The following is a 25,423-nucleotide window of genomic DNA, read 5'->3' on the forward strand; positions in this document are numbered from 1 at the left end:
CCAGACCCCTTACCTCTACATCCGCTCACTTTACCCCTCAATACTTGTTAGGGGTTAAAAACATATATCTGTAAGGGTAGAACCCTCCGGATGCATTCCTTCCTAATGGAAGAATGGGCCATTCTCCCGGTTTCATATCAATCTATAAAAGGCCCTATCCCTTCTCGGGTTTAGAGTGGGTGAGTGCTTCTATTTTGGCTAAGATGCCCTAAATGTTATGCAAGGGAACACACCGTTTATCATTGTGTTGACTGTAGGTGCGATCGGCGCAGCACTCGGCGGTGCTTATTTCGCATCCCAATCCCCTCAATCACTGCCTCCAGTCACCCAACTCCCCACCCAATCTCCCCAATCCCCCCCATCACCCCAATCCCCCCCATCTTCCCCATCCCCCCCATCTTCCCCATCCCCCCCACCCCGTACTCCCCAACCCATCATGATTACCCCCTCCCAAGACAATTGCAAAATTACCGCTGCCATTGTCTCCGATCCCAACCCACCAGCTAACGTTCGTTCCAGTCCCGAAGTAAACGCCACAAATCTTTTAGGGACACTGAGTAATGGAACCTATCTCAGCGTTACGGAAGAACAAAATGGCTGGTTTAAAATCAATAGTCCCGTGGAGGGTTGGGTTGCCAAAAGTATCACCGAAAGTTCTTGTTCTGAAATCACAGAACGGATTAATTTCCCCTCCAATGGCACCTCAGCCCGAGTCAAAGGGCGGATTATTGGCGGCGGAAGTCATGAATATTTGCTCAAGGCATCTGCCGGTCAAACCTTGACCCTCTCAGTTTCCGAAGGTGCGTTACCCTTTGTTTTTATCCCCAATGACCCCAATCAGCAAAATGACCTCACCGGAGGGGGTCACTATACAGGGCTGGAAAACTGGAGTGGAACTCTCCCCACAACTGGGGACTATCTCCTAGTTTTAGACTCGCATTTCCGAGGGTTGACTTATGATTTTCTGGTCGAAGTCAAGTAAGCCTAACGCGGATTGATTTGCTCTAAAGAAATATCCAACAAGGGATAGTCTTGCCAGTTTTCTGCATCAAAATGCCACCATTCGGTAATCAGTGGAATAAAGCCTTCTTCAGTCATCACAGATTCGAGTAATTGACTGTTTTGGCGGGCTTGAGGGCTAACATCAGTTCCTTCGTAATCTCGGGCCGCGCGATCGCTAAAATCATCAAAGTCCGTAGGCATTTCTAATTCATTGCCCCTTGCATCAATCAAGGTTAAATCGACCGCTGCACCACGATTATGACGCGACCCCCTTGCCGGATTGGCAACATAGCGCGGATCCGGCAAAACTTCCCACATTTTCCGGGTTACAGATAGGGGCCGATAACAATCAAATACTTTTAACCCTAGTCCCCTTGATTCCAATTGCTCTTGAACTCGGGATAACTTTTGAGCGATGCTAGTTCGCAAAAGACATCGAGGGACAGAGTACAGTTTGACCTTCAAGAAATTATTGGCAGTGGCATAGCGAATATCTAGGGTAATGTCTGGGTTAATATCTTGGATATCTACTAATTGTTCCCCCTCAGACGGAGGGATATCTGAAGTTATGTCCACTACAACGGATGGACTCGGCAGTACCACTTCTCCGGGACTAACTCCCTTGAAAATCCGAACTGATTCCGCCCGATGCCAAAATCCGATAGTCATGACCAACCCTAAAGCAAGAGAAAATAAAAGAATGTACTTGAGTTTCATGGTATATTTCTCAGTTTTTGAAGTAACCCGGATAGCGAATATTTAGAGCAAACTGATTGAAATCAAGGATAGATATTCCTAGATTTAAGGGATTAAATTTTTTGAATAAGCAAATAGGGATAATTTTATACATTTTAAAAGGATGTTTAATGAACTCATCAAATCAGAATTTGGATAATTAGGGGCTAATTTTGCTCAAAAAAGTTTAGTGAAGAGTGGGGCAAGGGAGGAACAGGAGAGTGGCTTCATAAAATTTAACCAAACCCAGATCCCGAGGAGGAGCGGAAAAGGAATACTGTGAAAAGACTGATAAAGAGCTTGACAGTTTCTGCGTAAAACTGACCCCTATAGTAAAATCATCATGACCATTTTCCCACTGGAGCGGGGAGAAACACCCGAATCCCTCAATCCGTTAAATCCTTATCATTATGGTCGGCTGGCCTACTGGGTCTTTTTTCGTCCCAGTGTACTCCGTAGCTATTTGTACAAAGCTGCCCCTGATTTGTATCGACAAAGCGGATGGAGTAAATTTCGGGGCAGTTTTAAGGTCCCGGGATATCGAAACCTCTATCTAATGGCGATCGCCTCTGTAGTGAAATGTTTGTTCCTACTGGCCTTCACTTTTTTCCTCTATACCATTGCTGTAAATCAAGGTCATACTGGGTCCATTGAGTCCGTCGTGGCCCTCTCTGATACCCAAGCGATGTCCGGGTCAGCGAGAGACTTTACCGGAGACAGCAGCTTAAAAGTATGGGATCTGGATAGAGGTGCATTGGTGCGAACGTTACAGGGTCATCGCAATGGAAGTAACGCCGTGGCCTTACTTCCGGGACAACGGGCGATTACTGGGGGAAGAGACCGCGCCGTTAACATTTGGGACCTTTCCGGGGGTCGTCGCATCCATAATCTCCAAAATCACAGTCGCTGGATTGAAGATATAGCGGTCACCCCAGACGGGGCCTTGGCAATTTCAGCCTCTGCAGACAATAGCCTCATAGTCTGGAATATTGAATCCGGAAAAAAACTCCATACCCTTCAGGGTCATATCGGTTCCGTCAATACAGTGGCAGTGACTCCAGATGGAACCCAAGCTATCTCTGGATCCACCGATGGAATGGTGAAAATTTGGAATCTGGAACAGGGAACTCTAGTACGAACCTTGAGTGGTCATACGGGAGGAGTTAATGCGATCGCCCTCACCCCCGATGGCACACAGATCATTTCTGCCAGTCTGGATGGTTCGATTAAGGTATGGGCCCGCTCATCGGGGACTGAACGGCACAGTCTGATGGCACATCCCGGAGGGGTCAATACGATCGCTCTCACCCCAGACGGACAACAGGTGATTTCTGGGGGGGCCGATGGAACGGTCAAGGTCTGGACCCTCAATCAGGGAACTCTCCGGTATGAGTTAACCGGACATGGGGGGTGGATTAATGCATTAGCAGTCACTCCAGACGGACAGCAAGTGGTGTCGGCTTCCAGTGACCACACTTTGAAAGTCTGGAATCTCCAAGAAGGGTCTCTGGTGCATACTCTGGTTGGACATCAAGAGTGGGTGAGATCGGTGGCAGTAACCCCCGATGGACAAAAAGTCATTTCCGGTGCCGGGGATCTCCGCCCGAAAGTCTGGAATCTCACCTCTGGGGAGGAAATTCCCCTCAAAGCGGTGGAACGTACCCTCTTTTGGACTACCCTGGGGTTTGCAGTTGGGGCTTTTTTCCTCTGGATCTGGATTGTATTCGCAACAGCACTGATTCTTACTTGTAGTTTTATGGCCTTGGGGTTGGCCGGTAGTGTGATAGCTGCGTTGTTCCTGGCCCTAGCAGGGAGTTTCCTGTTCACCAATCTGGTGATTTTGAATGATTTGCTAAAGATTAATCCACCCTATCAACAGATGTTCGGGGCGATCGCAATTGATCCCTCGTTACTCACGGTCGGGTTTGCAATTTTCTTAGGAATAATCTGGTCTGTAGCTTTTGCCTTAGCAGGACGCAGTGGGTTGGCTGCCTTGGCTGGGATAGGGTTGATTTTGATGATTGCTGTAGCCCTGGCTGCATTCGAGGCCAATATTATCAAAGATAAAGATATTGCCTCCCGAGTGCGGTTCGTAGCGGGAGTTTCCCGAGGGGTTGAAATCGGATTTTACTTTAATTTGCTCGTGACCATCGGATCGTTGCGCCTCCTGTTTTACCCGATTGAGTGGATAGCTGCACTGAAAACTCATCGACGCGGTGAGGGACATCCGGTGTTTTGGGATGAGTTGCTCGTGTTGCCACTGCCGAATAGTCGGAAATCTCTACTCCAGCAGTTGCAACGGGATGAAAAAGCGGGTTTACACTCGATCGCGGAAGTCTGCCGCAACCCCTTTCAGCGTGCAATGGCTTTGAGTGCTTTATCTCGGTATTTACATTCCACGGAGTACCCTCTACATCTGCTGTATGCGATCGCCCGCGACCCAGATTTAAGGGCCTATCTTTGGTCCCCCGTCAGTGCCGAAGATTGGCGAGGAATCCCAGAACGCCGACACGTGTTATTGGGTGAATTGGGGTTGCAACCCGTAAAATGTGGGAGTGATTGGTTAAATCAAGTCGCTGAGGATGGGATTGGCGTGCTGACTTGGTTCCGGCGATCGCATCGTCAAACCCCCCTAACTCGGTTTGCAGCCCTCCTCTACCAGTTGCTCAACTGGGAGGGGAATTCCTCCCCGTTAGATTGGACTGACTCTAAACAAACTCTGGGGAGTCTGCGCGACTACCCAGGAGGTGTCGAAATTATCGACTCTTTGACTATTTTGGCCCGATTTGCCGCTGTGGAGAACCTCTCGGACCTCAAAAGTGCGCTGGAGACGATCAATGAGTCCTCTACCTTTTACCTAGAGGAAGGAGAGTCTCAGAGGGCAGGATCGGGCTTGATTCGACCAGAAGTTCTCAGTGCGATCGGCCATCTAGCAAAAATTGGGACCTTGATCTGTGACAATTCTACTCTGATGGATTCTGCACACCGGCTGGCAACTTTAGCCCAAGCGACAGTCGCCCTGGACACCCTGGAAGTGGAGGCAATCGCCTCCTTCATCACCCCAGAACGCGGTATTTTTGAGCAGATTATCCACCAGTGGGGGCGGTTGTTACTGCACGAAACTGCTGCCACGGCCAAAAGCTTAGTTTAAGGACAGACAATTCCCCGCTTAAAATCCCCCGCTGCTCTTGCTGGGTTTCAATCAAGTCGGTTCCGGGGGGTTACAAACACCCCGGAACCTCGGTGGCGAACTGTTCAATATTTCCTCAAACCTTAAAGAGGTTGGTTTGTGCAGACCCATTAGAGTCATTTGAGGACTAAAAACAGACATTTTTTCAGAATTATGCTATTTGTTCTATTCGCTTCCTTTTAATTCTTCCCACATGGCATGATACGCGGGTTTAGGATGATAGAAGTTATCAAAAATTAGCGGGTCTTTACTCCCAGTAAACCCAGTCATCCAGCTATGGCGATCGGTGAATCCCCACATCACTAACGTGTTGCAGTTGGAGGCATCTAAACAGACCTTCAAGAAATCCCGGTACATTTTAGCTTGTGCCTCTAATTGCTGCTCTGGAGTTCCTTTAAACTGATTTATGGGAATATCCATTTCTGTAATCATCACGTCTAATCCCAGTTCGGCATATCGCTTCATGTTTTCAGCGACTTCTTCAGGGTTATTTGTGGATAAAAATCCCAGGTGGCTTTGGAATCCCACTGCATCAAGGGGCGCTCCTCTTTGCCGGAGTTCTTTTGCTAAATTATAAAAGGATTGAGACTTAGCATTAAGTCCTTCTGCATAGTCGTTAATATATAATAAGGTCTCTGGATCGGCTTCACGAGTCCAACGGAGCGCTAGATCAATATATTCCGGTCCAATGGTTTTATACCAGATAGTTTCTCTTAAGCTCCCATTGGCTTCTACAGGTTCATTCACCACATCCCAAGCATAAATCTGACCTCGATAGTGACCCACTACGGTCTGAATGTGATCATGGAGGATTTCCATGAGTTCCTCACGGGAAAAATTCCCTTCCACGACCCAGCGGGGAAGAGCGTGAAACCATGCCAGTGCATGACCCATCACCTTAATATCATGTTCTTGGGCAAACTGAACGATCGCATCGACTTGAGTAAAATCATAGCGATCGCGTTCTGGATGAAGTCGCCAAAATTTGGTATGGTTCTCAGGGATGATGATGTTAAATTCCCCGGCCAACACCTCTCGATAAGTGGGGTCGTCTTGTAAGGGTTGGGGTTTAATAGCCGTTCCAATTAAAAAGTCCCGCTTTGTTGCCAGTAATCGGAGGGACTCTGCCGCTGAATTGGTGGGTTGGGGTGGGGGTTTGGTAGCAAAACTTGTAGAGGAGATGGACCAGACGATCGCCACTATCACCAGAATATAGGCGATGAAGGAACGGAGTTTCATGCGCGACCTCTTATGAACATTAAGGTGAAGGATGAAGGATGAACCGAACCCTTGACTATTCAATTCATCGTTCATCCTTTCACTTCCTTTAGGCTGGTTTTAAATGTTTAAGCGTTGGTAAACTGTATCTAGGTGTCTTAGCTGGTATTTCGGGTCGAAACAGTCTTCGATTTCCTTTGGTGACAGATTCTCTGTGACCGTGGGATCTTTGACGATCGCCCCATGAAAGTCCCCGTCGGGTTGATTCCACGCTTGATGGGCGCAGGATTGTACGACTTTATAGGCCGCTTCCCGATTCATGCCTTTTTCCACTAAGGTCAGCATGACTCTCTGACTGAAAATCACGCCGCCGTAAACGTTCATATTTCGCTTCATGTTCTCGGGATAGACTTGGAGATTTTTCACCAATTCTGAAATTTCCCTCAACATAAAGTGAGTTAATATGCAAGCATCGGGCAGAATCACGCGTTCGACGGAACTATGAGAAATATCCCGTTCATGCCAAAGGGCTACATTTTCCAAGGCTGTTCCGGCATGACCCCGCACGATTCTTGCCATTCCGGTTAAGCGTTCAGACCGGATTGGGTTACGCTTATGGGGCATGGCGGAGGAGCCTTTTTGTCCTTTGGAAAAGTATTCCTCTACTTCTAGGACATCAGTGCGCTGGAGGTTACGAATTTCTACGGCAAAGCGTTCGATGGAAGCGGCTAGGAGAGCGAGATGCTGTAAAAAATCAGCATGGCGATCGCGCGATATCACCTGAGTAGAGGCGGTATCGGGTTCGAGTCCGAGTTTCTGACAGGCAATCTCTTCAATCCGGGGTTCGATGTTGGCGTAGGTTCCCACGGCTCCCGAGATTTTACCCACAGCAATATCTGATCGCACTCGCACGAGGCGATCGCGATGGCGCAACATTTCGGCTAACCATCCAGCCAGTTTAAACCCAAAGGTAATCGGTTCAGCATGAATTCCATGCGATCGCCCGATTTGGACCGTATCCCGGTGTTGCTGCGCTTGATAGCGAATGGCTGCGATCGCGGTTTCCAATTCCGACAGCAACAGATCCAGACTGGCGACCATCTGCAATGCTAAAGCAGTGTCCAACACATCGGAACTGGTTAATCCCAAATGAATGTAACGTCCGGCTTCCCCGACATACTCATTCACATTGGTCAAAAAGGCAATCACGTCATGGCGAACTTCGGCCTCAATTTCGAGGATGCGCTTGGGGTCAAAATTAGCCTTGGCTTTAATCTCTTCCACTGCCGATGCGGGAATATAACCCAATTCGGCTTGAGCGTCACAAACAGCCAGCTCGACTTCAAGCCAGGTTTTAAATTTATAGGTCTCAGTCCACAGTGCGCCCATTTCGGGCAAGGTATAGCGCTCGATCAACGTCCGGCACAGAATACAACTGTCTCATTTTACCCCCTCTGTCTGCATATTCTGTCCGTAGTCGTCTCAATCTTTTTTTGCCCAGTTTATTACCTGATTTTCAACCCAACCATCATGACGATTTACGACAATTCGGGGAAAACATGAGACGGAGCGATCGCCTAGGGCGTTCTGAGGCATGAAGCTAATTCTCTTCCCGGGTGCGATCGCTCCATCTCAGGGACCGAACGCTCTGCTCACCTTGCCGGTTTATGTTTTTGAATGGGGGTAAGGGACTTCCATTCCATTGCCCTTGACCCCATTCGTTGGCTTCTTGATATCAGACTCCCTCGGTTGGGGCGTGGTGATTTCCCTGGGGGGACGGAACGTGATCACCAAGCAGAATCATCCGTGCTATATAAAAGTCCTGAGACACATGGAGGAAGGCCAGCCATCCCTTCACGACGAAGCGGAATAGTTGGATTTTCATCAAACTGGCCTCTAAGCGATTGAGATCAGAACCTAAATCCCTTTTTACTCGACTCATAGCCGTTGGCTTTACTCTAAAAGCCACTGAATTCTTATATTTTTATTTTATCACTAAAAATCCAGGAATTTAACATGATCTTTTATGAAGCCTAGGGAGCAAAACTCAATTTTCCTCCGTAGTTTTACGGGAGTTTCCTTAGTCCATTTCCAGGGGCTTTGGGTTTGATGATAAATCAGCCCCTTTTCCCCAATAGTGCTGATGACGAGCCGATCAATCCCCCTCTTTGACTCCCTGAAAACCTCATGCTTATAGACGCACCCTAATTAACCGATCGCTCCCTGGATTTAGGGAGCGGTTGTAACTGTACTTCTGCAATCCTAGCTACTCTAATTCCAGAAATAAGTTAGAAGATAACTCAGGTTAATAAGTGAAACTGTTGATTTTTTGCTCTCCATCAAAAATCACGAACAATACCACAGTATTCTGTTCAAACCGAGTCGTTAAGAGAACCACGTCTTGCTCCTCACCCGGAACCGTCTCAGTAGACACAATTTCCTGAAAAGTACCCGATTTATCTACTAAATCTTGCCAAGTTGTTTTCAAAGTTTCTGGGGTAATATTTTCCCGAGCCGTAGCATCGTATTTCTGCAAAGCTTGGTTAAACTCTCCTTCGGCGAGTAAAGAGACAAATTCCTCCGCTTGGGAGACCATTGGTGTTGCCTGAGCAATCGATTCAACCCCCTTGAGGGGTTGGAAACTTTGAGCTTGAGTCGGTAAAGGATCAACGACCGCAACAGTCGCCAGCAAAGCCAAAGAAAGAATAGTTTTCATGAGAGTTAGCTCCTTAAAATAGCGAATAAAAAATGCTATTTACTGCATTCTATCAATTGTTCTATATTGAATGGCTTCTGCCACATGGGAGATATTTATGGACTCATCCCCAGCCAGGTCCCCAATGGTGCGGGCTACCTTTAAAATGCGATCGGTTGCCCTTGCCGATAGTCCCAGCTTACGGATGGCTCCTTCGAGGAGATTGCGGGTTGCCTCATCCAGAGGACACCATTGGCGGAGTTGAGCCGTTTGCATTTCGGCATTGCAGCGGATATTGGGTTCTGCTTTAAATCGTTCTCGGGCGCGATCGCGGGCTGCCTGAACCCTCTGTCGGACAGCTTCTGAACCCTCTCCTGTGGTTTGTCGAGTAATTTCTTCCGGTTTTAAGCGATTCACTGCGACTTGCAAATCTATCCGATCCATCAGGGGTCCTGAAAGTTTGGCCCAATATTGTTCTCGGTGACGGGGTGAACAGGTACAGGGTTGGATTGGGTCACCAAAGTAGCCACAGGGACAAGGATTGGTACTGGCAACTAAGGTAAATTGGGCGGGGAATTCCACACTTTGTTTCGTGCGGGAAATGGTGACGCGCCCATCTTCTAAGGGTTGGCGCAGGAACTCTAGCACATCCCGCTTAAACTCGGTGAGTTCATCTAAGAATAAGATGCCCCGGTGAGCGAGGGAAATTTCTCCCGGTTTGGGATAGCTGCCCCCGCCGACGAGAGAGGGACCGGAGGCAGAGTGATGGGGACTGCGAAAGGGGCGATCGCCAATTAACGCCCCGCGATTTTTTAGTAATCCGACTACGGAATAAATTTGGGTGACTTCTAAAGCTTCTTCAAAACTCAGGGGGGGTAAAATCCCCGGTAACCGTTTCGCCAGCATGGTTTTCCCACTGCCCGGAGGACCGACAAAGATTAAATTATGTCCTCCTGCTGCGGCAATTTCTAAGGCGCGCCGTCCATGTGCTTGACCCTTTACATCTTGCAGATCTAAACCCCCGAAGGGGTGGGGTGCAAAGGGGACTTTTCCATCTAGGGTGACGGGTTTGAATTGACTCGGGTTGTTCAACAAGGCGATCGCATCACACAGATGCCGACACCCATAAACCTGTAATCCTTTCACTACTGCTGCTTCCCCAACATTGCCTTCTGGGACGACTAAGGCGGTAATTCCCATCTCCTGGGCGGCCGCAGCAATGGGGAGAACTCCAGCAATGGGGCGTAAAGTGCCATCGAGGGAGAGTTCACCCAGGAAGAGAAAATCTCCGAGGAGTTGGGCGCTGACTTGTTCGGAGGCGGCGAGAATCCCGATGGCGATCGGTAAGTCAAAACATGGACCCTCCTTGCGTAAATCTGCCGGAGTCAAGTTAATCACAATCCGACGCAAAGGGAAGGCGTAACTGGAATTTTTTAGGGCCGCTTTCACCCGTTCTTTAGATTCTTGCACTGCGGTATCGGGCAATCCCACCACGACAATTCCCGGCATTCCCGCCGAGACGTCTATTTCGACTCCGACCTTGACCGCATTAATCCCAACTAACGATGCACTCCAAACTGTAGCAAGCACGGCTGATGTCCTGATGACTGCTGGGACCATTATAAGAAAGGCGGGGTAAAAAGGGAATAGGGGGGAAATATTGAGCGCGATATGATTTAGCGATGCCTCAGAAACCGAGTTTATTCCGCAAATCTTGGATCCTGTGGTGAAACTTATCCCACACAGCCGGTTTTTCCCATGCGCGAGATTTGATGAGGTCTACTGACACCAAATAATCGGGTTCAAAAATTCGGTTTCGTAGACAAATTTGAGCGAAAATCCCCCAGTGATAACTTGGATACCAGTTTCTTGGGCGGGCAAAATTTATAATTGTCAGGGTTAAAGCGCCTGGATTAGGGAGGGCGATCGCCGCAATTTTAGCTACTAACTTTAGTGCGATCGCATCTCCATCGGATGCACTGCCGTCACTTCCCCATACCGGGCAAAATCCTTGACATTAAACGTCAGAATATGAGTTAATCCATGCACCAACATAGCGGCCACCAACCGCGCATCATGGACATTAACACCCCGCACCTCATAACTCAGCACTAACCGTTCCCACTCAGAATAAATGGCTAAGGTATCCGGTAAGAGCAAAAAAAGCCCTTTTAACCGATTGACTTCGGCGGCGGCTTCCCCTGGGGTATGCCCTAACCCATTCTTGTCCGCAGGGCGGGTGTAAACATTCCAAAACTCGATTAAATTTTGGGGAATGATACAAAGCTGATGCCCTTGACTACGTAAACTGGTGGTGGCATTAATAGCATCGGCGTGCATAGAATGGTTAGGGTCGGCACTCCGCAACAGAATGTTAGTATCAATCAAAAATGACATTAACCCCTTTCTCCATAAATGCTTTCTCGGCTAATGGCTTCGTCAGATAAATAGGGCTGATTGCGCGGGTGACTCTCCGCCCATTCCCGAAACGCTTTAGCCCATTCTACTGGAGTAGCGGTTTCATAAAAAGGACGCTCTTTTCCCTCAGCTGAGGTTTGTTCTTGCTGTGCTTTGAGCTTTTCCTCGAAGAGCGATCGCTCCTCTGGGGAAAGAGATTGAACAACTTGGGCTAAAGATTCCACTAATTTAATATTCATAAATTCTCCTGTCATGCCGTGGTCTGGAGCAAAGAATGGGTTTCTTAAACCAATATAAGCGAAAATCCCAAACGAGCGCTTGGGTTTCAGTTTCTGGTTTTTATAGTGAGAGCAACCGGGTTTCTTTCATTAATTTAGGTGAAGATGCAAAAGTTATGGCAGAAACCCGGTTTCTGGTCCCAACAGCTAGAGAATCCAGGTTGCTTTGATTTATGCCATCGCCGTTGATGAAATTATCTTGCCAACTTGATGAAAGTATTCGTTCCTGACTCCTTTGGCGACGGGATGGAGGGCGATCGCAAAAACCGTGTGTGCGGTTTTTCCAATATAGAGGCGATCGCATTCAGCCGCTTTTATAAAATCAACTCCGGCAATAAAGCGCCACCAGTCCATATAAACACGATCAACACTATAGAATACAACCGCTTTGGGTTGGTACTCTGCAATTCGCTGGCGCAGATGTTCGGCCCGACGAGGAGCGTAATAATCCTCGTAAGTCTTTCGGTTAACTAATTTCGATAACTGGGAATGTTGAGCGTACAGCCAGTGATTTATTGAAGGGGAAGGCAGCGGCAGCAACTCCACCAAGCAATTCGTGCTCGTATGCCGTCCTAAGTTTTTTTGTTGATATTGGCGGACGTTTTCTCTATGAGTATCCAGCCCTTTTGCGCTTAATTCTATCCGAATGAGCCGGTTCCAAGTGGGTTGTAGTTTTGGTTGTGGACCGAAATATCGCTCTGCACCGATTTGAGTGTGATAAGCCGCTATATCTTCCAGTTCAACTCTGCCTCGCCCATTCCAGTTTTGAAGCCGTTGGCAAATTTCCTTAAACGAATTGCCGCCGCCTTCTTCCATGCCGACAAACCAATAATCCCCCGCGTAGGTGCCATACCCATAAAATCTCTGCATGAAATTTTGCAGCAGTTCATCATCGAATCGGAGTGATCCGGACATCTATCTTCTCCCAAGGGAAGGGCTCCTTAACTATATGCCCCGCTCCATAAGGGTAGGGCTGTTTCATTCTAAAATTTTCCTTATGCCGTAGGCTTTACAGCCCAAGGGTTTTCGGCCTGATGTCCTAATCATAGGTTAAAAAGCCGGAAAAAACAGGTGTATCCCTTGCCAGATAAAGCTTACGAACAAGCAAAAAAGTAATTTGGCCTTAAGAATTAAACAGCCCTAGCTCCATAAGGGTGGCAAGTGTCACGTCCGAGGAAAAGTAACAATTTAGAGTTTGGGACCGCGTTTCCGGCTAGATGTGATTAGCATCACCTAACCTTGTGCGTCAAGTCACTGCAACACTTCTTAACATTGCGTTACATTTATTTACATAAAGACAGCGAGGAAAAACGAAATGTACACTAGCACTGATGAAAACGGAATCCTGAACAACTTTGCCACCGAACCTAAAATGTACCACGCTGAGTATCCCTCTCCAGATCAGCAAAAGCGTTACCTTGCTTACGGTGTGGCCTCAGTTGTCCTCGTAGCCTTGACGATTTTTACCGCTGTGGCTATCAGCTAATCTGCAAGGGTTGATAAACAGTGGGTCTGCTACCACACTTAGTGGTCTGACTCAAGTTACGGGAAGACTTCTTAAAATTACGTTACATTTATTTACATACGCCAGCGAGGAACTGAAATGTACACCACCTCTGACGAAAAAGGAATCTTAAACAACTTTGCCACTGAACCGAAAATGTATCAAGCCGAGTATCCGTCTCCGGAGCAACAAAAGCGCTACATTGCTTACGGTGCAGCCTCTATATTGCTTGTGGCCTTGACGATTTTTACCGCACTCGCTATCAGCTAATCCTCAAGTTTCGATTCAACTCTCCTCTATTAAGCGCCCCTACTGGTTAGGGGCCTTTTTTTTATGCCGGTGGAAATTGTCAGCGATCGCCTGTTCCCGTAAGATGGCAACTAGCGGCACTTACAACAAACAACCCTTTATGTCTGAGACAATTTTTAGTAAAATCATCCGTCGGGAAATCCCGGCTGATATCGTTTATGAGGATAACTTGTGCCTCGCCTTCCGAGATGTGAATCCTCAAGCGCCGGTCCATGTCTTGGTGATTCCCAAGGACCCGATCGCCAAATTATCCGATGCTGAGTCAAATCATCATGCTTTGATGGGTCATTTGCTCTTAACCGTCAAGCGCGTTGCCGAACAACTGGAACTCAAAAATGGCTATCGGGTGGTCATTAATTGCGGTGAAGAGGGGGGTCAGACGGTGAATCATTTACACCTACATCTTCTCGCGGGACGGTCTCTAGGTTGGCCTCCCGGATAAGGCAACGATCGCCGATTGCACTAAATTTTAGGGGCAATTTACCAATTGCCCCTAGAATTAGACAATGGTTTTGAGACTATGGGCCGCTTCATTGAGCTTTTGAATCCCAACTTTGGTTTGGGTGATGCCACTGGCGGTTTGAACTGCACCTTGGTTAAGGTTATTCATGGCTTCAACTACTTCTTGAATAGCGACGGCTTGCTGTTTAGCAGTTAACGAAATTTGTTGATTGTTGACTACCACTTCATTAATCGCGGCTAGGGAAATTTGTTGATTTTGTAACACTACTTCATTAATCGCTTGAACAACCCCCTCGGAAGATTTTAAAACGATTTCCTCGATCGCCTCAGTAACCTTAATAAAAGCCTCGGCGGTATCTCGGGACAATTCAATGCCAGTTTCGGCAGTTTTGCGTCCTTCATCGGTCGCCATCACCGTAGAATTAATCGCACTCTGAATTGCAAAAATAAGCTGATTAATCTTCTCTGCAGATTTTTTACTTTGGTCAGCAAGTTTGCGAATTTCGGCGGCAACCACCCCAAATCCTTTACCATGTTCTCCCGCGCGGACTGCTTCTACGGCGGCATTTAGAGAGAGCATATTGGTTTGATTGGCTAAATCACTGACGAGATTAGTAATGGAGCCAATTTGATTGGTTTGTTCGCTCAACCGCCAGATTTGCTCGGCGATCGCTGCGACTTTTTCTTTTAATATAGACATTCCCTCTAAAGTCCGGTCTACGGTTTTGTTTCCACCTTCGGCTAAGGTGAGGACCTGGCGGGACCCCTGGGCTGAAGACTCGGCTAAGGATAAGACATCTCGCGCACCCACCACGGATGATTCGGCTAATCCTAAGATTTGACGGGCATTTTGTACAGCAGACTCAGCTTGTTCGACGGTTTGCGCCGAAGAAACGCCCAGTTGATGCATGGTGCTCGTTGTTTGATTGGCAGAACAAGCTTGATAGCTGGCACTGCGCTCTTGTTGTTCCACAGTGGCAGAAATTTCGCTCGACGAGGTAACAATCGCATTAACATTTTCATTAATGGTTTGATTAGTTTTGGCGATCGTTGACCAAATCAAAGAAGCAGCCATCGCCCCTAACAACAAAGATAATAACGTAGTTACAATTGCCGAGCCAATTAAAAAGCGGATAATTTCCTGGGCTTGCGCTGTATAATTATCCAGGATTTTTTGCTCGTTATCATTAAAGGTTGATCCTAGGTTATCCAGCCCTCCCACCAAAGTTTTAGACTCTTTCAAGTAAAGATTGACCGCTTCATCATGTCTCTTGTCATTTTTTAATTCCAGAGTTCTCAGAGACATTTGATAATAGTCTTGCCCCGCCAGAATCATCGCTCTATAAATCTCTTTTTGTTCCGGCTCTTTGATGAGAGGTTCTACTATCCTAGCGGCCTCTTCATACCGCTCTTTTTGATTCCGAAATTCTAATAAACTCTCTTCGCTCTGTATGAGTAAATATCCGCGAACTTGCCGCGCCATCATGGCCGTACTCAAAACCATCTCATCGGTGTAAGCTAAAACCCGTTGCGCTCTATTTACCTCATCAAATTTTTCAGATATTTCAGTCATTATGGAATACACCAACCCACTAAATCCCACAATTAAGAAGACCGGAATTGAAAAGCCCAAAAAAATGCGGCCTCTTAACTTCAAATCTTTGAACATGGGGGCAGTCTCCTTCAGCCAATGGCTCCAATCTCTTATCCTAAAAGTATTCTAGCCGATCGATTGGAGTTTAGACGGGGATTCGGGTCCTTTTGAAGTAAAGAGGAGGAACCATAAATTTAACCCAATAGGTGGACTTACTTAGCAAGAAAATATTTTGAATGTAGACTGTCTTCCTCGAAAAATTTCTGTTATTCCCAGGAAGAAAATGAGGTAATTGATCCGAAATACTACTTAGACGAGGGCATTCAAATTTTGGGCGGTTTCATTTAATTTATGAATCCCAATTTTAGTTTGGTTGATACCGTTAACGGTTTCTGTGGCCCCTTGATTGAGGTCGTTCATGGCGGTGACCACCTGGTTAATGGCGACGGCTTGCTGTTTGGTGGTCAGGGAAATTTGGCGGGAGTTGAGAACTACATCATTAATGGCATTAAGGGACGCTTCTTGATTAATCAAAATTACATCATTAATCGCTTCGGCGACCTTAGAAAAGGCTTCGGCAGTTTCCCGAGAAAGGGTGATACTTTCCTGGGCTTTTCTTTTGCCATCTTCAGTGACGCTGACCGTTGAATCAATCGCGGCTTCTATATTAACGATGAGGGTACTAATTTTCTGGGCGGAGGTTTTACTTTGGTCGGCTAATTTACGAATTTCGGTAGCAATTACACTAAATCCTTTGCCATTTTCCCCAGCCCGAACGGCTTCTACAGCAGCATTGAGGGCCAACATATTAGTTTGCCCAGCCAGGTCACTGACGAGACTGGTAATGTTACTAATTTGGTTGGTTTGTTCACTCAATCGGAGAATTTGGAGGGCTATTGCTTCTACTTTGGCGGTTAAAACTTGCATTCCTTCCTGAGTACGCTCTACGGCTTGAATGCCGCGATCGGCAAGGGTTAAGACATCTTGAGCGCCTTGCACTGAAGATTCTGCAAGCTGCAAGACTTGATTGGCATTGTTTTCCGAGAATTGGGCTTGCTCGGCGGTGAGGGTGGAAGAGGAGCCTAATTCGGTCATCGTGGCACTGGTTTCATTAACTGAAGTGGCTTGTTGAGAGAGGGTGCGTTCATGTTGCTCCACGGTGGAGGCAATTTGGGTAGATGCGGAGGCGATCGCATTGGTTTCTTGGCGGATGATTCGGGCAATGCTGGAGGAAATGATCAGGGCTACGATGACGGCAATCCCTACTAATAAGACACAGCCTAGAGTAATCCACATCACTAAGGCTTGTAAGGTGCGGCTGGACTCTTCATTTTCTGATAATAACAAAGTTTTTTGCTTGGTTTCAAACTCATCGGTGAGTTCTTTAAATCGAGTGACTAATTGTGTGCCTTTTTGGGTGGACCATAGGGCGAGTGCCTCATCCTTTTTTCCAGCATCGTAAAGGTTTCTAACCTCGGTGAAAAACGTGATGTAGCTTCTCGTTAGCTCTATCATCTCCAGAATCAGTTCTCGATCTTCGGGAAGTACATAGAGTTCTTTAGCTTCATCGACCAGGCTATCAAATTCACTGAGTGTGGTATAATATCGATTGAGATATTCTACATCCCCTTTGACGAGATACCCTCGGGCCTCCCTCACCAGCCCTAGGGCGGTATTGGTGATATCATTTAAGGTGATGAGTCGGGCTTGAATCAATTCCACATTTTCAAAAGACCGACTGACTTTTTGGGCAGATTCATAAGTTACGATCATAAATCCCGTGATGGCAATGGCGATCGGCAGGCCATATCCCAATACCATCTGATTTCGGAGCTTTAAGTTGGCGAACATAGTCTCTGACTTTCCTTTTTTAATTAAAAAATAAAGATTTAATTTTAAGTAATTGGTTAATTTTTATTTACATAAAAATTTTTAAATTTAGTATTTAACGAGAGTTAGTAGGGGGCTGAGTCCAATGAAGTGCCGCTACATCCCGGGTATCCAGTCCTGAGCGGCTTATAAACTGCTACCTCATAAAGCGTTCATCCTTAAAGCAACCCTCCCGCTCAAGGTTTCATGATTTTACTGCCCCTCCTGATTTGAGTTCAGGTTCTTCATTTTACAGCAGTAAGTAGACTATAACCCCCCCGCCGAGTAGAGAGGGAAGGTCAACTTAATCCCCCTAAATTTACAGATTTAACGGGCATTTTAACTCCCTATTAATATTATTGCCCAAAATGGGGTAAGCGCTCGCCAGCATTCCGGATAGTTTACAATTCGCATTATCTTTTAACAATTTTTGAGAGAGGGTTTTGGGTCTGCCGACGCAAACCTTGTTAGAGTCAGTGTTCCCCCTGAAAGACTGGGTTGGATTACCTTAATTGTGGGCCGCCTGAATCCGGTTGTCCCAAAGCCCCGGTTTTATGCTCTAAACTGAGCCTTACTCTGAAGAATGGGTCAGATTAGGGATCGTGGATTGGGGATAAATTATTGAGGATTGTAGAGACTCCAGGACTGATTCTGCAACCCTAAGAAATCACCCCTCTGTGAATTTACCCAGAGAATCACCCAGTCCTGTGGTTCGATAGGATATTAGCTAAAACATTTTGAACTGTCCCTGAAACCTATAGCCCAATGGCGATCGCAATTGATTTTGGAACAAGTAACACGGTCATCTCGCGCTGGAATTCTGCAACCCAGCAACCGGAAACCCTAAAACTGCCGGGATTATCCTGGCAATTGGGTCAAAATCCACCCTTAATTCCTAGCTTACTGTATGTCGAGAATGCCACAAGACAACAAGTGGCGATCGCGCAACAAGTTCGCGACAAGGGACTGGACCTCAAAACGGACCCCCGGTTCTTCCGCAGCTTTAAACGCGGCATCGGGACCGATATCCAGGGGTTCCTCCCCGAATTGGATGGCGAAATCGTCACCTTTGAGAAAGTCGGGGAATGGTTCCTTACGGGACTTGTTAACTCCCTACGACAAATCCCGCTTCCGGTAGACTCTTTAATCTTAACCGTTCCCGTGGATAGCTTTGAAGCCTATCGCCATTGGTTAGGACAAGTCTGCCAATCCCTGCAAGTTGAACAAGTCCGAATCATCGATGAACCCACCGCTGCTGCCTTGGGATATGGACTCACCGATGATGAAAATTTGCTGGTTGTAGATTTTGGGGGTGGAACTCTGGATTTATCCTTAGTTCAACTCGATAAAACTGCCGGGAAACAACCCCTAGGATTTCTGCTCAAATGGGGGGATAAACTGTTTGCTGAAAGTTCAGGACAAAAAGTTAAAACTGCTCGGGTTTTAGCCAAAGCGGGGAAGAACTTAGGCGGCACTGATTTGGATAATTGGTTAGTCGATTATTTTGCCGAAACTCAGGGCATGGCAAAAACACCCCTAACGACGCGCTTGGCGGAACGATTAAAAATTCAACTGTCTTTACAAAAACAAGCCAAAGAGGTCTATTTTAATGATGAAACTTTGGAGACTTATTCTTTAGAATTAGACCGCAGTGGTTTTGAGGAAATTCTGGCAAAGCATGAGTTTTTTGAATCTTTAGATGATGCCATGAATCAGGTGATTCAGCAAGCGCGACGGCAGGGATTGGATTGGGCTGATATTGATGCCGTATTGTTGGTGGGGGGAACGGCACTGATTCCAGCGGTGCAGAACTGGGTCAAGCAATATTTTGATGAGAGTAAGATTCGGTGCGATCGCCCCTTTGAAGCGGTTGCTCAAGGTGCTTTGCAACTGAGTCAAGGGATAGAAATCAAAGATTTCCTCTATCACAGTTATGGTATTCGCTATTGGGACCGGCGCAATCAATGCCATAATTGGCATCCCTTAGTTCGCGAAGGACAACCCTATCCCATGAGTGAACCCGTGGAATTAATGCTTGGGGCATCTTTGGAGAATCAGCCGAGTATTGAGTTAATTATTGGAGAATTAGGGGCAGATACGGGAGGAACTGAGGTCTATTTTGATGGCGATCGCCTCGTAACCAAGCGCTTGGAAACTGGCAAAATCGCCGTACAACCTCTGAATGATAAAGAGGGGGCCAGAAGTATTGCCAAACTCAATCCTCCAGGACATCCGGGGAGCGATCGGGTCAAGGTGTTATTTCAAGTCGATGAACAGCGTTTTTTGAGAATTACCGTGGAAGATTTATTTACAAATCAACTCCTATTGGAGGATGAAGCGGTGGTTCAATTGAGTTAAAATATTAAGTCATCCCTCAATTGGGTTTTGTTTTGTACAAAACCCATAAAATCCCCAAAAAATCTCCGCCAGCCTTTTCCAATACAGGATAGAGTCTTGCAGAAAAAAGACAATTCGTGCGGCATGAGTGGGAGCTTTTTGCTCCCCAGTGCGCATTACCAGAGCCTAAAACGTGGAGGAATTGTTCAAATAATTTAGGGTCGCGATCGGTCAGATTTCGCTTAACCCCGCTCTATCAATTGCACTTGACACCGAAGTATCCATAGGCTAAAGTATAGAAAAATTTTTGTAAATTTTCATCTACTAAATCTGAGATTTCCCGTTTTATTTAAGCCTAGATTTTTGTTTGAGATTTCGCTAAAAACCAACTTCTAAATCCTTTATTTATCCAAAAAATCTAATGATTTCTATTCCAGGATACCAGATTGTAGAGCAACTGTATCAAACTATTGAAACCTGGGTTTATCGTGCCGATTCAGAGGTCGATCAAGAGCGAGTGATTTTGAAGGTACTAGGGCCAGAATATCCGTCCCCCCGGGAACTGGCTCAATTTAACCATGAATATCATCTGGCTCACGGTCTGAATTGTCCTCATCTGGTAGAATACCGGCGTTTAGAGAAACATCAAAATCGCTTAATCATTGTTCAACAAGATTTTGGGGGTAACAATGCCCTGGAAGTGATTATGCAGCGAGGGTTATCTTTAATTGATCGCCTAAAAGTAGCGATTCAAATTGCTCAAGGTATTGAAGAATTACATGAATTGTCAATTATTCATAAAGATATTAAGCCTCAAAATATTATTGTTAATTTAGAAACGGGGCAGGTTAAAATCACCGATTTTTCAATTGCCTCCCGGCTGTCCAAAGAAACGCAGGGGATTGCCAATTTAGGGCAATTAGAAGGTACTCTGGCTTATATGTCCCCAGAACAGACTGGGCGGATGAATCGAAGGCTGGATTATCGCACGGACTTTTATTCCTTGGGGGTGACTTTATATCAACTTTTGACCGATTGCCTACCTTTTGAATGTACCGATCCAATGGAATGGGTTCATGCTCATCTAGCTAAATTGCCGTTACCCCCTCGGGAAGTGAATCCGGAGATTCCCTTAGTTCTTTCTGATCTAATTTTTAAATTATTAGAGAAGATGGCAGAACGACGCTATCAAAGTGCATCGGGGATCAAAGCGGACTTAGAAAGTTGCTTGAGTCAGCTAGAACAGAGGGGAACAATCACACCCTTTGTTCTGGGGAGTCAAGATGTGGTGAATCGGTTTCAAATCCCTCAACACTTGTACGGAAGGGACCGAGAAATTGATGCCTTGCTGAATGCCTTTGAACGAGTCAGTCAAGGGGGTAAGGAACTGGTGATGGTGTCGGGATATTCCGGACTGGGGAAGTCAGCTTTAGTGGCAGAAGTGCATAAACCGATTGTGCGATCGCAGGGGTATTTTATTGCCGGAAAATTCGACCTCTTCCAGCGCAATATTCCTTATGCTGCCTTTCTCCAAGGGTTTTCTGATTTGATGCGACAATTGTTAACGGAAAGTGAAGAAATCCTCCGCCAGTGGCAGGAAAAACTACAAACTATCATCGGTTCTAACTTACGGGTAATCATTGATGTAATTCCAGAACTAGAAGCGATCGTTGGCCCTCAAACGCTAGTTGTTTCCTTACCCCCTACAGAAGCGCAAAATCGATTTAACTTAGTCTTTAAACAATTAATCGAAGTTTTTTGTCATGAAGAACATCCCCTGGTCTTGTTTATTGATGATTGGCAATGGGCTGATACGGCTTCTTTGAATTTGCTGAAAGAACTGATGAGTCATTCCGATCAGGAATATTTTTTAGTGATTGGGGCTTATCGGGATAATGAGGTGAACTTAGGGCATCCGTTGAGGCTGACCCTAGATGATATTGAATCCACTGGAACCCGGATTAATTCAATCGTTTTGGAACCCTTGACTGGAGAGGCGATCGCTCAGTTAATTGGTGACACCCTCCAAAGTGACCCGGATCCTGTTCAGCCCTTGGCTGAGTTAGTGCTAGAAAAAACCAACGGGAATCCTTTTTTTGTCAACCAACTCTTGCAATCCCTGTACGATGAAGGAAAATTAGAATTCAATAAGCAGATTAGAGCATGGCAGTGGCAGATAGAAGATATTAAATCAGCCCAAATTTCTGCTAACGTTGTCGATTTAATGGTCAAGAAAATTTATAATTTAGACCCAACCGGGCAGGAATTAATTCAGTTAGCCGCTTGTATCGGCAGCCGATTTAATCTCACCCTATTGTCTTGGGTTTATGAAAAGTCCCTAGCCGAAACTGCCGCAGATTTGTTCGGAGTGATTCAAGAGGGATTAATCGTTCCCCAGAGTGAGATTTATCAATGGTTAGTCAGCGATCGCAACTTCGACCCCTCTACCTCGTTAAATATTGAGTGCAAATTCTTACACGATCGCGTCCTAGAAGCCGCCCATACCCTAATTTCTGAAGAACGCCAACAAGAAATTCACTTGAAAATTGGGCAACTTCTCTTAGAGCATATCCCTTCCAGGGAACGAGACGAACATCTTTTTGAGATAGTCAACCATTTGAATATTAGCCAACCCTTGATCAGGGGAAGGCAAGAGGGCTTACAACTAATCGAGTTGAACCTTCAGGCGGGTCAAAAAGCCAAAGGAGCCGCCGCTTACGAAACAGCTTTAAAATATTTTACAACCGCCAAAAGGCTGCTACCCGAACCCTGTTGGGACTCTCATTATCACTTAACCCTAGAAATTTACAAAAATCAAGCTGAATGTCAGTATTTCTTGACCCAGTTTGAACAAGCAGAAGTCAATTTTCAAGAAATATTAAATAATGCCAATAACGTTTTAGATCGGGCAGCAATTTACAACATTCAAGTTATTATTTATACCAATTTAGGACAAAATTTTAACGCAATTAAAGTTGGAATGCATGGATTAAGTATGTTGGGAATTTCCCTGCCTGATTCAGATTTAGAAATTAAAAAAATGTTGAATCGAGAACAAGAGAAAATCAAAAACTATTGTCAGAAAAATTTAATTAAAAATTTAATACATCAGCCGGAGCTTAACAGTGAAAAATCAAAAGCTATTTTAACTTTAATGAGTAATTTATGTTCTCCGATTATCCAAAGCTCACCCAACCCAAACTTATTTCCTTTAATAGTTTTAACATCAACCAACTTAGCGATTGAGTTTGGTAAATCTGATATATCGGCATTTGTCTATAGTGCCTATGGCGTGGTTTTAATTGCAGCTTTTAATGAAATTCAAACGGGTTACGAGTTTGGGCAATTGGCCCTTGAAATGATTGAAGGTTATAATTCTCCCTACAAACATAAAATATATAATAACGTGGGAGCTTATATTAATAATTGGAGCAAACCTTTGAATACCAGTTTGACCCTTTTAGAAAAAGCTTATTTTTTAGGAATTCAATTTGGAGAGATAGTATTTACAACTTTTACTGCTCTCCATCTTGCGGTTATTTATTTTATTCAAGGAATCAGTTTAACCGAATATGAAAGTAAAATAATCAACTATATTAGCTTTGTAGGAAAAAATAATTATAGAATTTTTGAAGACTTATTAGTTTTTTATCAACAAATGGCTCGGGCTTTGCAGGGGTTGACCCAAGATTTGACAAGCCTTAGCGACTCTCAATTTAACGAACAAACATTTCAACAAAATTCCTCGAAAAGCGTTACCCGATCGGGTAGACATATTTGGGGAGTAAATCTAAGTCAAATCTTCTACCTAGATGGACAATATCTTGAAGCTAAAGAACATTTAACTGAAGCCTCAAAATATATTGATTCTCATGCAGGGTTACTCTTGATTTTTGAACATAAATTTTGGGAATGCTTAACCTTATTAAAGCTTCACACTACTCTAAACTTAAGCGAAAGAGAAAGCAATTGGTCCAGCATTAATCAGAACCATCAAGAACTCAAGCACTGGGCAGAAAACTGTCCAGAAAACTTTTTACATAAATTTTTACTGGTTTCGGCAGAAATGGCTCGAATTTCTGGAAACGACTGGGAGGCAGTGGAACTTTATGATCGCGCTATTGAATCAGCCCATGAACAGGAATTACTCCCAATTGAAGCCCTAGCCAACGAACTGGCAGCCCAATTTTATCTAGGGAAAGGTAAAGCCAAATTAGCAAAGCCTTACTTAATAGATGCTCGATATGCTTATCAAAAATGGGGGGCGATCGCTAAAGTCAATCAGCTTGAAAAAGCGTATCCCGATTTGCTCTCTAACTTGGTAAAACCCCCCACAGATGGGATAACAACCATAGGAAGCATCGATAAAATTTCAACCTCAAATACGACCACTCAAGTCTTAGATGTTTCTACAGTCATCAAATCCTATCAAGCCATTTCCAGTGAAATTAACCTAGATAGGCTCCTGGCTCAATTACTTTATTTAGCGATTGAAAATGCGGGTGCTCAAAAAGGAGTTTTAGTTTTATCTAGCAATAATCAACTCAAGATAGAAGCCGCTAAATTATCCGATGGCGAGGTTCAAATTCTCGAATCTCTCGCCTTGGAAAATAATCCTCTCATCCCTGCTTCTATCATTCAATATGTCTCTCGTACTCAAGAAACTGTTATCCTGGCTGATGCTTGCCATCAGGGAATTTTCATTCATGAACCCTACATTGAAGAACAGCAAACCCAATCTATTCTCTGCACACCTATTATCAATCAGGGAAAACTAAGCGGAGTGATTTACCTGGAAAATAATTTAGCCACAGGTGCTTTTACCCCAGAACGAATTGAACTTTTGCAGGTGATTTCCTCCCAAGCTGCTATTTCACTTGAAAATGCTCAACTGTACCGCAATCTCGAAGATAAAGTCATCGAACGCACCGCCCAACTCGCTTCTGCAAATGAGGAAATCAGCGCCCTGAACGAGAGGCTGGAATCAGACAATCTCCGCATGAGTGCCGAACTCGACATCACTCGGCAACTCCAACAGAAAATGCTTCCTCGCCCGGAAGAATTGCAGCAAATTTCTAATTTAGAAATTGCGGGGTTTATGGAACCGGCTGATGAAGTTGGGGGAGATTATTATGATGTTCTTAATTATGACGGACGCATCAAAATTGGTATTGGTGATGTCACCGGACATGGATTAGAATCCGGGATGGTGATGGTGATGGTGCAAACCGCTGTGCGAACCCTTCTCGCCAATAATGAAACGGATTATATTAAATTTCTCAGTACCATTAATCGCACTATTTATGATAATGTGGAGCGGATGAATTCTGATAAAAATCTAACGTTAGTGTTATTAGATTATGCGGATGGGGTGTTGCAGATTAGCGGACAACATGAAGAGATTATCATCGTTCGCGCTCATGGAGAGATTGAGCGAATTGATACGCTTGATTTAGGATTTCCAATTGGTTTAGTGACAGAAATCGCTGATTTTATTACTCAAGCTGAAGTTAAATTAAATCCGGGAGATGGAGTGGTTCTCTATACCGATGGAATTACCGAAGCCTCTAATATGGCTCGGGAACAGTATGGGTTAGAGCGACTCTGCGACGTGGTTTCTCAAAATTGGCAGTATTCTGCGGAAGAGGTTCGCAAAATTGTGATTGAAAACTTACGTGAATTTATTGAAGATCAAAAAATATTTGATGATATTACCCTTGTGGTGTTGAAGCAGAAATAAACTAAGTGGAGAAATTTTCTGTGGTTACAGAAGAACCCTTAAAAACAAGGTTTAGGGAGAACGACTGAAGTC

17 protein-coding genes are annotated in these 25,423 nt (G+C 45.3%); 7 read left to right on the forward strand and 10 right to left on the reverse strand.

Annotated elements, in window-relative coordinates:
- Window positions 1–217 precede the first annotated feature (217 nt).
- Window positions 218–982 (forward strand): SH3 domain-containing protein, encoded by a 765-nt coding sequence (locus tag NG796_RS01520; protein ID WP_261204158.1) that lies wholly within the window; start codon window positions 218–220, stop codon window positions 980–982.
- Between the two features lie 2 nt (window positions 983–984).
- Here NG796_RS01520 and NG796_RS01525 read toward each other — a convergent pair whose 3' ends face one another.
- Entirely contained in the window at window positions 985–1,719 is a 735-nt protein-coding gene (locus NG796_RS01525; RefSeq protein ID WP_261204159.1) for a M15 family metallopeptidase, read from the reverse strand.
- A 361-nt stretch (window positions 1,720–2,080) separates the two neighbouring features.
- Here NG796_RS01525 and NG796_RS01530 point away from each other — a divergent pair, with 361 nt between their 5' ends.
- Window positions 2,081–4,888 carry a WD40 repeat domain-containing protein gene (locus NG796_RS01530; protein ID WP_261204160.1) on the forward strand — a complete coding sequence of 936 codons (2,808 nt, stop codon included), beginning with the start codon at window positions 2,081–2,083 and terminating at the stop codon, window positions 4,886–4,888.
- A gap of 204 nt (window positions 4,889–5,092) precedes the next feature.
- On the opposite strand, the gene NG796_RS01535 is transcribed toward NG796_RS01530, so the two are convergent.
- The 7 genes from NG796_RS01535 to NG796_RS01565 form a co-directional block, all read right to left on the reverse strand.
- Window positions 5,093–6,166, reverse strand: coding sequence for an endo-1,4-beta-xylanase (locus tag NG796_RS01535; RefSeq protein WP_261204161.1), 1,074 nt, complete (start codon window positions 6,164–6,166; stop codon window positions 5,093–5,095).
- A 99-nt stretch (window positions 6,167–6,265) separates the two neighbouring features.
- Window positions 6,266–7,561, reverse strand: coding sequence for an adenylosuccinate lyase (purB, locus tag NG796_RS01540; protein WP_261204162.1), 1,296 nt, complete (start codon window positions 7,559–7,561; stop codon window positions 6,266–6,268).
- Window positions 7,562–8,450: 889 nt separating this feature from the next.
- Window positions 8,451–8,861: a DUF3887 domain-containing protein gene (locus NG796_RS01545; protein WP_261204163.1), complete on the reverse strand. Its 411-nt coding sequence runs from the start codon at window positions 8,859–8,861 to the stop codon at window positions 8,451–8,453.
- Window positions 8,862–8,900: 39 nt separating this feature from the next.
- Window positions 8,901–10,430: a YifB family Mg chelatase-like AAA ATPase gene (locus tag NG796_RS01550; protein WP_261204164.1), complete on the reverse strand. Its 1,530-nt coding sequence runs from the start codon at window positions 10,428–10,430 to the stop codon at window positions 8,901–8,903.
- A gap of 360 nt (window positions 10,431–10,790) precedes the next feature.
- Complete coding sequence (locus tag NG796_RS01555; protein ID WP_261204165.1) at window positions 10,791–11,237, reverse strand: type II toxin-antitoxin system VapC family toxin; 447 nt, start codon at window positions 11,235–11,237, stop codon at window positions 10,791–10,793.
- Complete coding sequence (locus tag NG796_RS01560; RefSeq protein WP_261204166.1) at window positions 11,237–11,497, reverse strand: hypothetical protein; 261 nt, start codon at window positions 11,495–11,497, stop codon at window positions 11,237–11,239. The genes NG796_RS01555 and NG796_RS01560 overlap by 1 nt, the downstream gene beginning before the upstream one ends.
- 210 nt (window positions 11,498–11,707) lie before the next feature.
- The gene (locus NG796_RS01565; protein ID WP_261204167.1) at window positions 11,708–12,451 is read right to left on the reverse strand and encodes a hypothetical protein; all 744 of its coding nucleotides are present in this window, start codon (window positions 12,449–12,451) and stop codon (window positions 11,708–11,710) included.
- A gap of 400 nt (window positions 12,452–12,851) precedes the next feature.
- Between NG796_RS01565 and psb34 (NG796_RS01570) the strand changes: the two genes are divergently transcribed.
- From psb34 (NG796_RS01570) to NG796_RS01580, 3 genes are all read left to right on the forward strand, one after another.
- Complete coding sequence (gene psb34 / locus NG796_RS01570; protein ID WP_261204168.1) at window positions 12,852–13,022, forward strand: photosystem II assembly protein Psb34; 171 nt, start codon at window positions 12,852–12,854, stop codon at window positions 13,020–13,022.
- Window positions 13,023–13,139: 117 nt separating this feature from the next.
- Window positions 13,140–13,310, forward strand: a complete 171-nt coding sequence (psb34, locus tag NG796_RS01575) for a photosystem II assembly protein Psb34 (RefSeq protein ID WP_261204169.1) — start codon at window positions 13,140–13,142, stop codon at window positions 13,308–13,310.
- Window positions 13,311–13,449: 139 nt separating this feature from the next.
- Complete coding sequence (locus NG796_RS01580) at window positions 13,450–13,791, forward strand: histidine triad nucleotide-binding protein (protein ID WP_261204170.1); 342 nt, start codon at window positions 13,450–13,452, stop codon at window positions 13,789–13,791.
- 57 nt (window positions 13,792–13,848) lie between these two features.
- On the opposite strand, the gene NG796_RS01585 is transcribed toward NG796_RS01580, so the two are convergent.
- The gene (locus NG796_RS01585) at window positions 13,849–15,384 is read right to left on the reverse strand and encodes a methyl-accepting chemotaxis protein (RefSeq protein ID WP_261204171.1); all 1,536 of its coding nucleotides are present in this window, start codon (window positions 15,382–15,384) and stop codon (window positions 13,849–13,851) included.
- A 330-nt stretch (window positions 15,385–15,714) separates the two neighbouring features.
- Window positions 15,715–17,256, reverse strand: coding sequence for a methyl-accepting chemotaxis protein (locus tag NG796_RS01590; protein WP_261204172.1), 1,542 nt, complete (start codon window positions 17,254–17,256; stop codon window positions 15,715–15,717).
- A 783-nt stretch (window positions 17,257–18,039) separates the two neighbouring features.
- Here NG796_RS01590 and NG796_RS01595 point away from each other — a divergent pair.
- Together NG796_RS01595 and NG796_RS01600 are read left to right on the forward strand one after the other, a co-directional pair.
- The gene (locus NG796_RS01595) at window positions 18,040–19,632 is read left to right on the forward strand and encodes an Hsp70 family protein (protein ID WP_261204173.1); all 1,593 of its coding nucleotides are present in this window, start codon (window positions 18,040–18,042) and stop codon (window positions 19,630–19,632) included.
- A gap of 400 nt (window positions 19,633–20,032) precedes the next feature.
- Entirely contained in the window at window positions 20,033–25,351 is a 5,319-nt protein-coding gene (locus tag NG796_RS01600) for an AAA family ATPase (protein ID WP_261204174.1), read from the forward strand.
- Window positions 25,352–25,423: the final 72 nt, after the last annotated feature.

Source organism: Laspinema sp. D2d (genome assembly GCF_025370755.1).
In the GTDB taxonomy this organism is placed as follows: Bacteria; Cyanobacteriota; Cyanobacteriia; order Cyanobacteriales; family Laspinemataceae; genus Laspinema.

Excerpts from the sequence above, each read along its gene's own strand:
- NG796_RS01520 (WP_261204158.1), top strand. The coding sequence starts at position 218 with ATGCAAGGGAACACACCGTTTATCATTGTGTTGACTGTAGGTGCGATC.
- NG796_RS01525 (WP_261204159.1), bottom strand. The coding sequence starts at position 1,719 with ATGAAACTCAAGTACATTCTTTTATTTTCTCTTGCTTTAGGGTTGGTC.
- NG796_RS01530 (WP_261204160.1), top strand. The coding sequence starts at position 2,081 with ATGACCATTTTCCCACTGGAGCGGGGAGAAACACCCGAATCCCTCAAT.
- NG796_RS01535 (WP_261204161.1), bottom strand. The coding sequence starts at position 6,166 with ATGAAACTCCGTTCCTTCATCGCCTATATTCTGGTGATAGTGGCGATC.
- NG796_RS01545 (WP_261204163.1), bottom strand. The coding sequence starts at position 8,861 with ATGAAAACTATTCTTTCTTTGGCTTTGCTGGCGACTGTTGCGGTCGTT.
- NG796_RS01555 (WP_261204165.1), bottom strand. The coding sequence starts at position 11,237 with ATGTCATTTTTGATTGATACTAACATTCTGTTGCGGAGTGCCGACCCT.
- NG796_RS01560 (WP_261204166.1), bottom strand. The coding sequence starts at position 11,497 with ATGAATATTAAATTAGTGGAATCTTTAGCCCAAGTTGTTCAATCTCTT.
- NG796_RS01565 (WP_261204167.1), bottom strand. The coding sequence starts at position 12,451 with ATGTCCGGATCACTCCGATTCGATGATGAACTGCTGCAAAATTTCATG.
- psb34 (WP_261204168.1), top strand. The coding sequence starts at position 12,852 with ATGTACACTAGCACTGATGAAAACGGAATCCTGAACAACTTTGCCACC.
- psb34 (WP_261204169.1), top strand. The coding sequence starts at position 13,140 with ATGTACACCACCTCTGACGAAAAAGGAATCTTAAACAACTTTGCCACT.
- NG796_RS01580 (WP_261204170.1), top strand. The coding sequence starts at position 13,450 with ATGTCTGAGACAATTTTTAGTAAAATCATCCGTCGGGAAATCCCGGCT.
- NG796_RS01585 (WP_261204171.1), bottom strand. The coding sequence starts at position 15,384 with ATGACTGAAATATCTGAAAAATTTGATGAGGTAAATAGAGCGCAACGG.
- NG796_RS01590 (WP_261204172.1), bottom strand. The coding sequence starts at position 17,256 with ATGTTCGCCAACTTAAAGCTCCGAAATCAGATGGTATTGGGATATGGC.
- NG796_RS01595 (WP_261204173.1), top strand. The coding sequence starts at position 18,040 with ATGGCGATCGCAATTGATTTTGGAACAAGTAACACGGTCATCTCGCGC.
- NG796_RS01600 (WP_261204174.1), top strand. The coding sequence starts at position 20,033 with ATGATTTCTATTCCAGGATACCAGATTGTAGAGCAACTGTATCAAACT.